Annotated in this window: 7 protein-coding genes; all 7 read left to right on the top strand. The window is 70.4% G+C overall.

Features of this window, described 5'->3' with window-relative positions; all coding sequences use genetic code 11:
• The first annotated feature begins 22 nt into the window (after positions 1-22).
• The 7 genes from WG923_RS24890 (at position 23) to WG923_RS24860 (ending at position 13,337) form a co-directional block, all read left to right on the top strand.
• Positions 23-1,852 (top strand): DUF2334 domain-containing protein, encoded by a 1,830-nt coding sequence (locus WG923_RS24890; RefSeq protein WP_340353707.1) that lies wholly within the window; start codon positions 23-25, stop codon positions 1,850-1,852.
• 36 nt (positions 1,853-1,888) lie between these two features.
• Entirely contained in the window at positions 1,889-3,961 is a 2,073-nt protein-coding gene (locus WG923_RS24885) for a hypothetical protein (RefSeq protein WP_340353706.1), read from the top strand.
• An 86-nt stretch (positions 3,962-4,047) separates the two neighbouring features.
• Entirely contained in the window at positions 4,048-6,219 is a 2,172-nt protein-coding gene (locus tag WG923_RS24880; RefSeq protein WP_340353705.1) for a glycosyl transferase family protein, read from the top strand.
• 16 nt (positions 6,220-6,235) lie between these two features.
• Entirely contained in the window at positions 6,236-8,539 is a 2,304-nt protein-coding gene (locus WG923_RS24875) for an NfrA family protein (protein ID WP_340353704.1), read from the top strand.
• 4 nt (positions 8,540-8,543) lie between these two features.
• Positions 8,544-9,377 carry a hypothetical protein gene (locus WG923_RS24870; RefSeq protein ID WP_340353703.1) on the top strand — a complete coding sequence of 278 codons (834 nt, stop codon included), beginning with the start codon at positions 8,544-8,546 and terminating at the stop codon, positions 9,375-9,377.
• A 73-nt stretch (positions 9,378-9,450) separates the two neighbouring features.
• Positions 9,451-11,433 (top strand): hypothetical protein, encoded by a 1,983-nt coding sequence (locus WG923_RS24865; protein ID WP_340353702.1) that lies wholly within the window; start codon positions 9,451-9,453, stop codon positions 11,431-11,433.
• A 14-nt stretch (positions 11,434-11,447) separates the two neighbouring features.
• Complete coding sequence (locus WG923_RS24860; RefSeq protein ID WP_340353701.1) at positions 11,448-13,337, top strand: putative bifunctional diguanylate cyclase/phosphodiesterase; 1,890 nt, start codon at positions 11,448-11,450, stop codon at positions 13,335-13,337.
• The last annotated feature ends 445 nt before the right edge of the window (positions 13,338-13,782 follow it).

Raw genomic sequence — 13,782 nt, 5'->3', positions numbered from 1 at the left:
AGAAACCGCACAAGAACAAGCCATGAGAACGCTCCGCCGCTTCTTCCTCGCGCTGCTCGCCGGCGCCGCCTTCCTCGGTGCCGCCGCCGTGCAGGCGCAGGTGCCCCTGGACCGCGCCGCGCTCCAGCGCCTGGTGAACCAGGTGCCCGATGCCGCGCGCCGCGCGCAGCTGCAGCACGTCCTCGACCAGCTGCCCGCCACGATCGACAAGGCCGCGCTGCAGTCGCTGGCCGTGCAGGTCACCCAGGTGTTGCAGGGCAGGAAGACGTCGCCCGCCACCACGTCGCCCGCCGCCGCGCCCAAGGTGCTGGCCCTGTACGACAACCCCGCCGGCACGCCGTGGGACAAGCTGGGCTTCGCCTACACGATCATGCTGCGCAACCTGCTGGGGCACTTCGACGCCCAGGTGGACCTGGTGCCGGTGCAGCAGTACGCGGCCGGGCAGATGGAGGGTTACACCGCCACCTTCTACCTCGGCGCGATCTACGACAACCCGCTGCCGCCGGCCTTCCTCGCGGATGCGGCGACGACCGCCTCGCCCCTGGTCTGGTTCAAGTACAACATCTGGCAGCTCGCCTGGAACCCGCAGTACAACTTCACCGCCACGCGCGGCATCGAGTACAAGGGCCTGCGCGGCATGAACGCGCTGCCCACCGCGGCCGCGCCCGCGCCCGGCTTCTTCGACACCGTGAAGTACAAGGGCCTGGACTTCGTCAAGTACTACCAGTACGACGCGGGGCGCAACCAGATCAACGGCGACCCCGACATGGGCTGGGCCGCCATCGCCGACGCGGCCAAGGCCACGCAGGTGGTGCCGGTGGTGAACTCCGCCACGCAGGAGGCGCTGCCCTACGTGCTGCGCTCGGGCAACTTCTGGTACGTGGCCGACCTGCCTTTCAGCTTCATCGGCCCGCGCGACCGCTACCTGGTGCTGGCCGACCTGCTGCACGACATGCTGGGCATCGAGCACGCCGAAAGCCACAAGGCGATGGTGCGGCTGGAGGACGTCGGCGCGATGGTGTCGGTGACGGCGATGAAGACGCTCAGCGACTACATGGGCGCCAGGCGCATCCCGTTCTCGGTGGCCGTGATCCCGCGCTACGTCGACGCGCTGGGCGTCTACAACGGCGGCGTGCCGCAGGAAGTGCCGCTGTCGCAGGCCACCAACCTGCAAAAGGCGCTGAACCATGCGCGGGCCAAGGGCGGCGAGATGGTGATGCACGGCTTCACGCACCAGTACGGCAAGATGCGCAACCCCCACACCGGCGTGAGCGGCGACGACTACGAGTTCTGGAACATCGTCGACAACGCCCCGGTGCAGGAGGACTCCGCCGCCTGGGCGTACGGCCGCCTGAGCAACGGCCTCACGGACATGAAGGCGCTCGGGCTCAACCCGATCGCCTGGGAGGCGCCGCACTACCACACGTCCGGCACCACCGCGCGCACCGCCCCGCAGCTGTTCTCCACCACCTACCAGCGGGCCGTGTACTTCACCGCCGACAAGCCGGACTTCTTCGCGCCCGTGTCCAAGGACTTCTCCGTGGGCCAGTACTACCCGTACGCCATCGGCAAGGACTTCTACGGCCAGCGCGTGCTGCCCGAGAACCTGGGCAACATCGAATACGACATCTCCTCGATCGATCCGACGTCGAACTACAACTACACGGCGGACGACATCGTGACCAACGCGAAGTATGCGAAGGCCGTGCGCGACGGCTTCGCATCCTTCTTCTTCCATCCCTTCTGGCTCGAACCCACCCTCGGCGTGCCCGGCTTCGAGGATTTCAAGAAGACGCTCGAAGGGATCACTGCGCTGGGCTTTACCTGGGTTGCGCCCAGCAGTGTTCGCTGAGCTCGGCCGGCCATGCTTTTGACAATGAGGTGCTGCATGAAACTCCACCGTGTCCTGCCCGCCGCCGCGCTGGCGGCCGTGTGCCTGCTCCCCGGCTGGGGCGCTGCACAACAACCTAACGCTCCGCAGAATACGCAGGCCACCCTGCGGCCCACGCAGCAGGCCACGCCTGCGAACGTGCCGCCGCAGACCTCCGTGTTCCAGCCGGCGGAGAACGCCGGCGTGTGGGTCCCCCGCACGGTGACCTTCCAGGACCTGGGCTTCACCGAGCCGGTGGTCCTGGGCTACCCGGACACGATCAAGGAGATCTATCTCCCCGTGCCCCCGGGCGTGAACCTCTCCGGCGCGGTGCTGCAGCTCGATGCGAGCTACGTGCGCGCCGACGGCGGCCGCACGACCCTGGTGTACGCCATCGACGGCGCGCCCGTGGTCGCCAACGGCTTCACGGCCGACCGCGGCGACGCCAGCGCGCAGATCCCGGTGGACGGCAAGCCGCGTCCGAGCGGCTTCGTGCGCCTGAACGTCGACTGGCGCACCGCCGTCGCGCGGGAGAACACCTGCGCCGACGCCCGCACGCCGGGCAACATCCTGCGCATCGAGCCCACCAGCAGGTTCGTGTTCCGCTACGACGGCTCCGGGATCCGCGACCTGACCACGGCCTGGGCCGCGCTGCCGAGCAAGCCGACGATCCTGATCCAGTCGAACAAGCTCTCGCCCGAGATGTACGACGCCGCCTGGCGCGTGGGCGTGGCGCTCGAACGTGCCGGCAAGCGGCCGATCATCCGCACCGCGGACGGCACCGGCTCCACCGCCACCATGGGTGCGGCGCCCGCGCCCGGTGCGCCGGCCGCCCCCGCCGGCCCGGCCGAACCCGACATCATCATCGGCAATGCCGGTGGCCAGCAGGTCGGCTCCAAGCAGATCACCCTGAGCAACCAGAACGGCCGCCCGGTGATCCTGGTCGCGCCCGACGCCGGCGCGCAGGCCGCGGGCCTGTTCACGCAGATCTGGCAGCAGGCCGCCGCGGGCACCAACCTGACGGTCAGCGCGGTCGACACGCCGAAGAACAACGACTCCAACGCGGTGTCGCTGCAGTACCTGGGCGCCAAGCCGGCGAGCTTCGACGTGCTGGCCCATGCGGACTGGAACGCCACCTTCGACATCGGCTCCGTCGCCGCCGACGGCAAGGGCCCCGGCACGCTGGTGATCGACGTCGCCGCCTCGCCGAGCGCCGCCCGCACCCCGCCCGTCGTCTCGGTGTTCATGAACGACGTGCTGCTGGGCGCCAAGGAGATGGAAGCCACCGGCAAGCGCGAGCGCATCATCGCGCCGGTGCCGCGCTACGCACTGCAGACGCGCAACGTGATCCGCGTGTCCTTCGTGCGCCAGCTCGCCTCCGACCGCTGCCGCGAGACGCCCGAGCCGTACCCGGTGTCCGTGCTGCCCTCCAGCCACATGCTGCTGGACAAGATCGAGCCCTCCAGCGACTTCACCGGCCTGATGGCGAAGTTCGCCTCCGGCGGCACGCTGCTGGTTCCCCAGTCGCACCTGAGTGACGCCACCGGCACGCTACCGCGCGTGATCCGCCTGGCCGCCAGCACGGGCCTGTCGCCGGCCAAGGCGAAGTTCGAGCCGGTCGCCGACGGTTCGCATCCGAAGGTGAGCGGGCCGTACCTGGCCGTGGACGTGCTGCCCGACGGCGTCGCCGAAGGCGTGAAGGGCGAGAACGACCGCCTGTTCCTGGCCGGCACCAAGGACCGCCCGCTGCTCGACGTCCGGGGCCTGAATCGCGTGGGCATCCTGGAAGTGAACGGCAAGGGCGACGACATCGGCGCCGTGTACCGCACGATGGGCGCGACGCCCCCGTCCATGGAGAAGCCGATCCAGCTGTCCAGCGGCAACCTGGCCATCATGGGCAACAACGGCCTGCGCACCGAAGTCAACACCCGCGACCCGTCGGGGCAGGGGATCATGAAGGAGACGGCCCCCGGCCTGTTCGAGCGCGGCTACTGGTGGCTGCTGCCGATCATCCTGGTGGCGCTCTTCGTCGGCCTGCTGGTGTTCGCCAGCCGCATGCGCCGCCGCAAGGCCATGGCGGGTGACAGGTAAGGGGTGACGGGAGCGCGCGGCAAGCCAGCCGCGCGCTCCCGCGACAGGAAAGCAGGCAGCCGCAAGCAGCGAGGAAGGAAAGCAGTATGAATTGGGACTTGTTGGTAGCGGAGTACAACTCCGGGCTCGAGGTGCTCGCCGCCATCCTCGCGCTGGTCATCTTCGTGTCCTCGCTGGACGACCTGTTCATCGATTGCTGGTACTGGGTGCGGCGGCTGATCCGCCGCGCCAAGGTGGAGAGCAGCGCGCAGTACCGGCGCCTGAGCGTCGACCAGCTGCGCGACCGCGAGGAGCAGCCGATGGCCATCATGGTCCCGGCCTGGCAGGAAAGCGACGTGATCGCCGCCATGGTCCAGAACATGATCGAGGTGATGGAGTACCGCAACTACCGCGTCTTCGTCGGCACCTATCCCAACGACCAGCCGACCATCGACGAAGTGGAGCGCATGGCCAAGCGCTACCCGCAGCTGCAGCGCGTGCAGGTGCCGCACCCCGGGCCCACCAGCAAGGCGGACTGCCTGAATGCGGTGGTGGCCGCGATCTTCGACCACGAGCGCGAGAGCGGCACCGAATACGCCGGCGTCGTGCTGCACGACAGCGAGGACGTGCTGCATCCGCTGGAACTGAAGTTCTTCAACTACCTGCTGCCGCGCAAGGACATGATCCAGCTGCCGGTGGCTTCGCTCGAACGCGAGTGGTACGAGCTGGTGGCCGGCACCTACATGGACGAGTTCGCCGAGAGCCACGCCAAGGAAATGGTGGTGCGCGAGAGCGTCTCGGGCATGGTGCCTTCCGCGGGCGTCGGCACCTGCTTCTCGCGCAAGGCGCTGCTGGGCCTGGTGGGCGCCACGCGCAACAAGCCGTTCAACGTGGACAGCCTCACCGAGGATTACGACGTCGGCATGCGCCTGTCGCAGATGGGCATGCAGTCGATCTTCGGCGTGTTCCCGGTCACCTTCCACATCAACCGCACGGCCTGGGGCAGCAAGAAGCGCCGCGAGGTGCTGATGCAGATGCCGCTGTGCGTGCGCGAGTACTTCCCCGACAACTTCCGCGCGGCCTACCGGCAGAAGGCGCGCTGGGTGCTGGGCATCGGGCTGCAGAGCTGGGAGCAGATCAAGTGGCGGGGCCGCACGACGGCGGCGCGCTACCTGCTGCTGCACGACCGCAAGGGCGTGCTCACCTCCTTCGTGAGCATCCTGGCGTACATCCTGGTCGCCCACTTCATCATTTTCCACGTCGGACTCGCCACGGGATGGTGGCATGCGTACTATCCTTCGCTGTTCCAGGAAGGGAGCATCTGGCGCAAGATGATCTACATCAACGCGTTCTTCCTCGCGATCCGCGCGGCGCACCGGGTGTACTTCACGTCGCAGCTCTATGGCTGGGAGCACGGGCTGATGGCGCTGCCGCGCATGGTGGTGGGCAACTTCGTCAACTGCATGGCGGTGGCCCGCGCCTGGAAGATGTACCTGTCCTACCTGTTCAAGGGCACGCGCCTGGCATGGGACAAGACCGCGCACGAATTCCCCAGCAGCGCGCAACTCGCGCGCCGGCGCCAGCGCCTGGGCGAGCTGCTCACGTCCTGGAACGCGGTGGAGCACGGTGCGCTGGAACGGGCGCTGGAAAAGCAGGCGCAGGGCCAGGTGCCGCTGGGCCGCGTGCTGGTCTCCAACGGCTGGCTCGATGAGGAGACGCTGGCCGAAGCCATCGCCTACCAGGCCGACCTGCCGCGCGCGCACCTCACCGCCGAACTGGTGCGCAAGCATGCCTCCGACATGCCGGCCGAACTGGCGATCCGCCACCGCGCGATCCACATGGGGCGCAACAAGAACAACCGCGCGGTCCTCGCCGTGGCCAGCCCGCTATCGGAGCAGTCGCTGCAGGACATCACCGCGGCGATCGGCGAGGAGCCGGTGCAGCGCATCGCCCGCGAAGGCGAAGTGTCGGTGGCATTGCGCATGCTGCGCGAGGGCAGGCACGACGGCAAGGCGCCCGCCATCCCGCAGGGACCGCTGCTGGGCGACCTGCTGATCGAGCGCGGCGTGCTGCGCCGCGAGACATTCGAGGCCGCGATGGCCGACTACAAGCCCGACCAGCACGGGCGCATCGGCGACTACCTGGTCGAACGCCGCGTGATCCAGCGCGAGATGCTGGAGCAGGTGGCCCAGGAACAAAGGAGCTACTTCGCGCGAGCCGCGGCTCAACCGGAACAACAGAGGGGATTCTTCGGCAAGCCCACCATGCAACCAACCTAGTTCCACCACAACGTCCATGTCACAACAACAACGAAAGGCGCTGGCACTCGTCGCCGTGCTGGCGCTGGCCTCCTTCTCCGCGACAGGGCAGCCCGCTTCGGCGGGCGCCACCCGTGGGCCCCAGGCGGCCCATGCCGCCGCGGATGCCGGCTACAAGGCGTACGCACGGCGCGACTACCAGGCCGCCGCGGAAATGGCGCGGCGCGCCACGCAGCTCGCGCCCGACCGGCGCGACTACTGGCTGCTGCTCGCAGAGGCGCTGCTGGGCGCGGGCGATGCCGCCGGCGCCGACGAAGCGCTGACCCGCGCGGGCCAGGCCGCCGGGGACGACGCCGCGCTGGCGCGCGCGCGTGCCGACCTCGCGCGCACCCGCGCGCAGGCGGCCGGCGAAGCGATGTACAAGGCGCTCCAGGCCGGGGACGTGAAGGGCGCGATCGCGAACGGCACCGACGCCGTGCGCTGGGCGCCGGAGAACGCGGGCTACCGGCTGGTGCTGGTGCATGCCTTGCTGCGCGACGGCCGCTTCCCCGAGGCCGAACGCGTGGCCAGCGAGGCGATCGCGCTGTTGCCCGACAGTGCCGCGCCGCTCGCCTTGCGCGCGTATGCGCGCCAGGGCCTGAACCGGCCCGCCGAAGCCACCGCCGACGTCGACCGCGCGCTGCAGCAGCGCGGCCTGCAGCCCGCCACGCAGCGGCAGCTGCGCCTGCTCGCCGCCGATCTCGCGCTGGCGCAGGGCGACGGCCAGCGCGCCATGCAGTTGCTGGCGGCCTTGCCGGCCGGCGATGCCGAGGCGGATGCGCGGCGCGAATTCGCGCGCCAGCGCATCGCGAACGCCACGGCCGCCGCGGCCTACGTGCTGCGGGCGCCCGGCATCGACTGCAGCAACGTCGATACCTCGCAGACCTGCACCCTGCAAGCCGCGGCCGCGCCACCCGCGCCGGGATTCGCCAACGCCACCGCCGCCTACCGGGCCCTGGAGCAGAAGGACGTCCAGCGCGCGCTGGACCAGGCCCGGCTCGCCACCGCGGCCGCGCCGGCGCAGCGCGATTGGCAATTGATGCACATGAACGCGGCGCTCGCGGCCAACGAGTGGGCGGAGGCCGAACGCGCCGCCACCGCGGCGCTGGACCTGCGGCCGGATGCGCAGACACTGGCGCAGCGCTCCATGGTTCGCCGCAAGCTCGGCAACATCGCAGGGGCGAACGCGGATGCCGAGGCGGCGCTGCAGGCGGGCCAGTTGCCGCCGCAGACCGAAGCGGCGCTGCTGGCCGACCTGGGCCGCACGCGCGAGGCCCGCGAGCGGCTCGCCGCGCTGCCGGCCGGTTCGGTCACGCCGCAGAACCGCCTCGACATGGCGTATCTCTCCACCCGCATCGGCGACACCGAAGCCGCGCGCCAGGCCTTCGCGCAGGCGGACGGGGCGGGCGGCCTGCCGCCCACCTCGCTGCTCGACGCGGGCTATGCCGCGATGAAGAGCCGCCACGACGACGAGGCGGTGGGCTACTTCCGGCGGGCGATCGATGCGACCAACGCGCTGCAGCTGCGCATGGAACCGCAGATGGTGTACGACACCCGCCGCACCGTGGCGGACCTCACGCGCAAGTGGGGCGTGCTGGCGTCCGTCACGCTGCGCAACGGCGGCGGCGTGCAGCCGGGCTTCGGCGTCACCGGCGGCACGGGCGGGCGGCGCACCACGCAGGCCGGCATCGAGGGCTACTACCGCCCCTGGGGCTGGCGCAACGGCGAGTTCGTCGAGCTGTTCGCGCGCGGTTTCATGACGCTGGACGACCGCGCCGGCGGCTTCACCGGCGGCGACAGCTTCCAGGGCGGCGTCGGCGCGCGCTGGAAGCCCTTCACCTCGCAGAACCTGCTGCTGTCCCTGAGCCGCACCTTCGGCCCCAACGTCAACGACGACTGGCTGGCGCAGATCGGCTACTCCTACGACATCGGCAACGACCTGCGGGTGGACCGCCGCAACTGGACCACCATGCGCTTCTACGCGGAAGTCGGCCGCTACCTGGAGAACGACATCAACTACGGCATCGGTTCGCTGATGGTGGGGCGCAGCTACCTCGTGGGAGGCGACGGCCGCACCGTGCTGTTCCCGCACCTGTTCGCGGGCGTGGAGTACGACTCCAGCCTGGCCGCCGAGAAGACGGCCGCCGGCGCCGGCCCGGGCGTGAGCCTGCGGCGCTGGTTCCGCGAGGACGTGTACACCGCGCCGCGCTCCTACTGGGACGTGACGATGCAGTACCGCTTCAAGCTCAATGGCGACGACCGCATGAAGGGCCTGTTCATCAACGGCCTGCTCAATTACTGACACGATGCGCATCCTCTTCTGCGGCCTCGTCGCGGCCGCCGCATTGGTGGCCGGCTGCGCCTCGAAGGTGGTGCCTCCCATCGAGGGCGTGGTCTGGCAGATCGACAACGAGCACACCCAGCCGCGCGGCGACTGGGAGCGCCTGGGCGTGCAGCGGCTGCTGGTGCAGTGGACGGTGGTGGACAACTTCGCCTTCGTGCCCGGCACCGACCTGCCCGCGGGCAAGAACATGCCGGACTGGCAGCGCATTGCCGGCCAGCCGTGGGCGCGTGAAGTGATCCTGGGGCTGGCGGGCCGCTTCGACGAGCGCAACGCGCGCGCGAGCCTCGAGGAACTCGCGCAGCTCTCGGCCCGCATCGCCAGGACCCCGCCGCCGGTCAACGTCACCGGCTGGTACTTCCCGGTGGAGATCGATCCCACGTGGATGGAAGCGTTCCGCCTGAAGGCGCTGCTCGCGCCGCTGCCCAGGCCCCTGTGGATCAGCGTCTACGACAGCGCCAACGTCGGCCCGGAAGAACTCGCGCAGAGCCTCGTGGAGTGGCTGCCGCCCGACGTGGGGGTGTTCTTCCAGGATGGCGTGGGCGTGCATGCGCGCGAGGCCTATGTGGCGCGGCACTACGCCAACGTGCTGGCGCGCCGCCTCGGGCGCGAGCGCGTGCGGCTGATCGCGGAGGCCTTCCGGCCCAACCCGGGCGGCGGCTTCCGCCCCGCGACGCTGCAGGAGCTGCAACCGCAGCTCGCCACCTACGAGGGCTTCCCGATCTACCTGTTCGAAGGCCCGCGCTACGTTGGTTCCTCGCTGGTGCAAGGCCTCGCTGCGGGCCAGAAACCGAGGTAGTCGGCGTCCTACAAGGCAAACGCTGCGCATCCTACCCGCGGCCTTCTGCCGAGCTTCGTACAGTGCGTCAGCCATGAAAAACTTGCTTACGCACGGTCGCAAACTGGCAGTCGCCGTAGTGCTTGCGTGCTCGTGGCCGGCGTGGGCGCAATCGCTGGGCCAGGCCGCGGGCGAGCTCTGGATCGGGCGCCCGCTGGAGCTCACCGTCCCGGCCCGTTTCCGTTCCGCCGACAGCAGCGATGCCTGCGTCCATGCCGAGGTCGCCTATGGCGATGCGCGCCTGGCGGCCGCCAAGGTGAACACCACGGTGATCGGGGAGGGCGAACACCGGAGCGTGCGCATCACGTCCGACCAGGTCGTGGACGAACCGCTGGTCACCGTCACGCTGCGCGCGGGCTGCGGCAGCACGTTGACACGCAGTTACGCGCTGTTGCCGGACATGCCTTCCGAGGCGGTGCTCGCGCGGCTGATGCAGCCCGCGCCGAGGGCGGTGGCGGCGGCGATGCCGCTGCGTCCCGCGGCGAACAGGATGGCCGTGCGCGCGGACGCTCGCCCCGCCGGCCTGCACCTCACGCCCGCGATGGCGCGCATGGGCGCTGCCCCCGCGCACCTGCGCACCGCCAGGGCCTATCGCGCGCAGCGCCCCGCAGCGGCCGGGCCGCGGCTGCGGCTCGATGCGATCGAGGCCGATGCCTCTTCGCTGTTGCGCGTCAGCGCCCATCTCTCGCCGCCGGGCGATGCCGCCTTGCGCGCCCGGGCCGCGATGCTGTGGCAGGCGATCAGCGCGGATCCGCAGGACCTGGTGCGCGGCGACGCCGCCCTGCAGAAGCTGGAAAACGAACTGGCGCAGTTGCGGTCCGCGGCGGGCAGCACGCGCACCGAGATGGCGAGCCTGCGCCGGCGCTTCGACGAGGCGCAGCCCTGGTACCTGTCGCCGCGCATGGTGCAGGGGCTGGCGCTGATCGTGCTCGCCACGGCCGGGGCGGTGGCCCTGTTCGCATGGCGCACGCGGCGAGCCGCCGGCGGCCTGCCCTGGTACACGCCGAGCGAACGCGCGCCGCTTCTGCCGCAGTCCGCCGGCGCGCCGCAAGCGGGCGACTCCTCGTTCGCACCGCTGGTGGCGCAGCGCGGCGCCGAGGGCATCGTCGCGGCGGACACGACGTCTTCGGATCGGCCCCTGTCGGCTTCCTTGCCGCAGGCCGCGAACACCGCCAGCGCCTTCGAGCCCCTGGAGTTCGATCTCGCGCCGGCCGGGGGCGGGCAGCCGCCAGCCTCACCCCGGCCCGCCAGCAGCGGACTGCTGCGCGTCGAGACGCTCGCCGCGATCTTCGAGGAGGTCGAGTTCCTGTCCTCGCTGGGGCTGCATTCCGATGCGATGGACGTGCTCAAGGGCTACCTGGAAGACAGCGGCAACCCTGCGCCCGTGGCGTTCTTCGAGCTGATGCGCATCTGCAGCCTGGCGGACGACCCGCAGGCGGTGCAGGCCGTGCAGCGCCGCTACACCAAGGTGCATGGCGTGCCGGCGCCGACGCTGGCGCAGGTGAGCGCCGCCACCGGCCTGGAGCAGCAGCGCGCGCTGGCCGAACGCGTGACGCGCGCCTGGGGCACCCCCGACGTGCTGCCCGTCATCGAGCACGCCCTGTTCGACGTCCTTGCGCCCGGTGCGGCGTTGACGGTGCAGGCCGCGCGCGACCTGATCTGCCTCCACGACGTCGCGATGCTGCTTGCCACCGACGCGAGCATCGCCCCGCGCGGGGCGCAGGACGAGCCGCTGGCCCCGTGGGCCCATGCGGAACACCTGGGCGAGGCCCACGCTTTCACGCAGGCCGTCGCCGAGGACGTGGGCGGCGACCGCTTCGCGCTGGACGTCGACCTGTCCGTCGTGCCCGTGACCCTGCCCGAGAAGGCGCACGAGCCCGATCCGCAGGAGCTTGCCGCGCTGCTGCTGGCGCAGAAGGAAGCCGCGCGCCAGGCGGCCGAGCGGGCGGCGCGCGAGGCTGAAGATGCCTTCAGTGCGGCCGTCGCTTCCGAGCGCGCCCCCATCAGCCGCTACTAACGAGGATCTCCCCCATGGCCGTGGTGCAGCAACGACCCTTTTCCGTCGAGGCCTCGACGCTGATGCTCGATCCGCCCATCCAGCGCGGCGAGCGACCGGCACGTGCGGCCTGGCTGTACACGGCCGCCCTGCAGCCGGCCGACGAGCCGCAGCGCCTGGCCGAACTCCGCGGCTTCGGCATCCTGGACACCGAACCCGACGACGACTACGACCGGCTCCTGCAGCTGGCCACCGTGCTGTGTGGCGCGCCGATGGGCGCGCTGACGCTCGTCGACAGCCAGCGCCAGTGGTACAAGTCGCGCGTCGGGGTGCCGGTGCAGCAGGTCGCGCGCGAGAAGTCGTTCTGCGCCCACGCCATCCTGGAGCCCGACCGCGTGCTGGAGATTCCCGACGTGGCGCGTCTCGGCTGGGCCGACCCGCAGCCGTGGGGCCCGCAGGGGCCGACGCTGGGCTTCTACGCCGGCGTGCCGCTGCGCACCCGCGACGGCAGCGCGATCGGCACGCTGTGCGTGATGGACTCCGTGCCGCGCCGCCTGACGGAACTGCAGCGCGACGGCCTGGTGAAGATCGCCAAGTCGGTGGCCAGCCTGCTGAACCTGCGCCGCCAGCTGCGCATCGCCACGGAGACCGACCGGCTCACGGGCCTGCCGAACTGGTTCCATTTCGAAGCGGAGTTCGACCACTCCAAGCCCGCGTGCGGCATGGTCTGCTTCCTGCGCCTGAAGACCATCAACCAGATCAACTCGGCGCACGGCTTCCGCGTGGCCGATGCGCTGATCAAGCAGACGGCGGACCGCCTGCGCGTGTTCGGCGACCGTGGCGCCTTCATCGGCCGCATCAAGCGCGGCCTGTTCGTGCTGTTCTTCCCCGACAGCCGGCCCGCGGAATTCGCGCAGAAGGTCGCGCCGGAGCTGGCGACCCTGCTGAACAAGCCGTACGACGTGAACAACCTGTCGCTGGTGTGCCCGGTGAACCTCGGATTCGCCGCCTACCCCGACAACGGCAAGACGCTCGACGAAGTCGTGAACGCGGCCGACACGGCGCTGCAGGTGGCGATCGAGCGCGAGCAGCCGATGGCCTTCTTCGACCGCTCGGTGGACAACGTGCGCAGCATGCACTTCCGCCTGGAGCCGCAGTTGCGCCGCGCGCTGGAGAAGCGCGAGTTCGTCAACTACTACCAGCCCAAGGTGGAACTCGCCACCGGCCGCATCGCGGGGGTCGAGGCCCTGGTGCGCTGGATGGACCCGGGCCGCGGGCTCGTGCCGCCGGGCGAATTCGTGCCCGCGCTGGAGACCATCGGCCTGATCGGCGAGGTCGCGCAGACCATCATGGAGCGCGCGATCGACGACTGGCGCGGCTGGCGCGATGCCGGCCTGCCCGCCCCGCGCATCGCCGTCAACGTCGCCGCCGCGCAGTTGCGCAACGACGACTTCGTGCCCGCGCTGCAGCGGGCGCTGCAGGGGCTGCAGGGCGATTCCTCCGCGCTGGGCATCGAGATCACGGAGAGCATCCTGATCTCGAACATGGAGCGTGCCATCGAGGTGCTGCAGCAGGTGAGGGCGCTCGGCGTGCCGGTGGCGATCGACGACTTCGGCACGGGCTATTCGTCGCTCGCCTACATCGTCACCTTGCCGATCGACGAACTGAAGATCGACCGCGCCTTCGTCAAGAAGATCACGGCCGATCCGGCGTACGAGGGGATCGTGCGGACCTGCGTTTCGCTGGCGCGCGGCCTGAACCTGAAGGTCGTGGCGGAAGGCGTGGAGACCGAGGCGCAGGCGATGAAGCTGCGGGACCTGAATTGCGACCAGGCGCAGGGCTTTTTCTATAGTCCGCCGGTGCCGGCGGAGCAGTTGGTGCGGATGTTGAAGGCGGGGGCGTTGACGCCGGTGGGGCGGGCGTGATTTCGTCGTTTGTGCGTCTTGAGTTCTTCCGGGGGTGTCGCGGCAGGTGGTGCGCGGTGCGTGCCCGCGAAGGTGCTGGCCCGGCGGCTTCGCGCGCCGGGCTTCCCCGAAAAATCGGGCCCGCCGCCGCGGCGCCATAACTCACTGCGCGTTTGCCGCTCGCGGCAAACGCTCCGTTCAAACAGAAGTCGCCAGTCAGAAACGTACGGAGGCTCACATCGCTGACGCTGTGTAGCCTCCTGCGGCGGCGGGCCCGATTTTTCGGGCAGCACCAACGCGGTCCCGCACCGCGCACCACCTGCCGCGACGTTGGGCCGTGCAGGGGCCATCCGCTCCTCTCCGTCGTTCCGCGCAGGCGGGAACCCAAAGAGCGCGAAGCGCTGGACGGCCGGCCACCGCACGGTGATCGTCGCGCCAAGGAAGATACTGCCCATCGTCGCGCCGG

Origin of the sequence: Ramlibacter sp. AN1133 (assembly GCF_037890035.1) — a bacterium.
Lineage (GTDB): Bacteria > Pseudomonadota > Gammaproteobacteria > Burkholderiales > Burkholderiaceae_C > Ramlibacter.
The sequence above is the reverse complement of the archived record's forward strand: the minus strand, read 5'-3'. Positions and strand labels throughout refer to the sequence as shown.

Coding starts and splice junctions, on each gene's coding strand:
- WG923_RS24890 (WP_340353707.1), top strand. CDS start 23: ATGAGAACGCTCCGCCGCTTCTTCCTCGCGCTGCTCGCCGGCGCCGCC.
- WG923_RS24885 (WP_340353706.1), top strand. CDS start 1,889: ATGAAACTCCACCGTGTCCTGCCCGCCGCCGCGCTGGCGGCCGTGTGC.
- WG923_RS24880 (WP_340353705.1), top strand. CDS start 4,048: ATGAATTGGGACTTGTTGGTAGCGGAGTACAACTCCGGGCTCGAGGTG.
- WG923_RS24875 (WP_340353704.1), top strand. CDS start 6,236: ATGTCACAACAACAACGAAAGGCGCTGGCACTCGTCGCCGTGCTGGCG.
- WG923_RS24870 (WP_340353703.1), top strand. CDS start 8,544: ATGCGCATCCTCTTCTGCGGCCTCGTCGCGGCCGCCGCATTGGTGGCC.
- WG923_RS24865 (WP_340353702.1), top strand. CDS start 9,451: ATGAAAAACTTGCTTACGCACGGTCGCAAACTGGCAGTCGCCGTAGTG.
- WG923_RS24860 (WP_340353701.1), top strand. CDS start 11,448: ATGGCCGTGGTGCAGCAACGACCCTTTTCCGTCGAGGCCTCGACGCTG.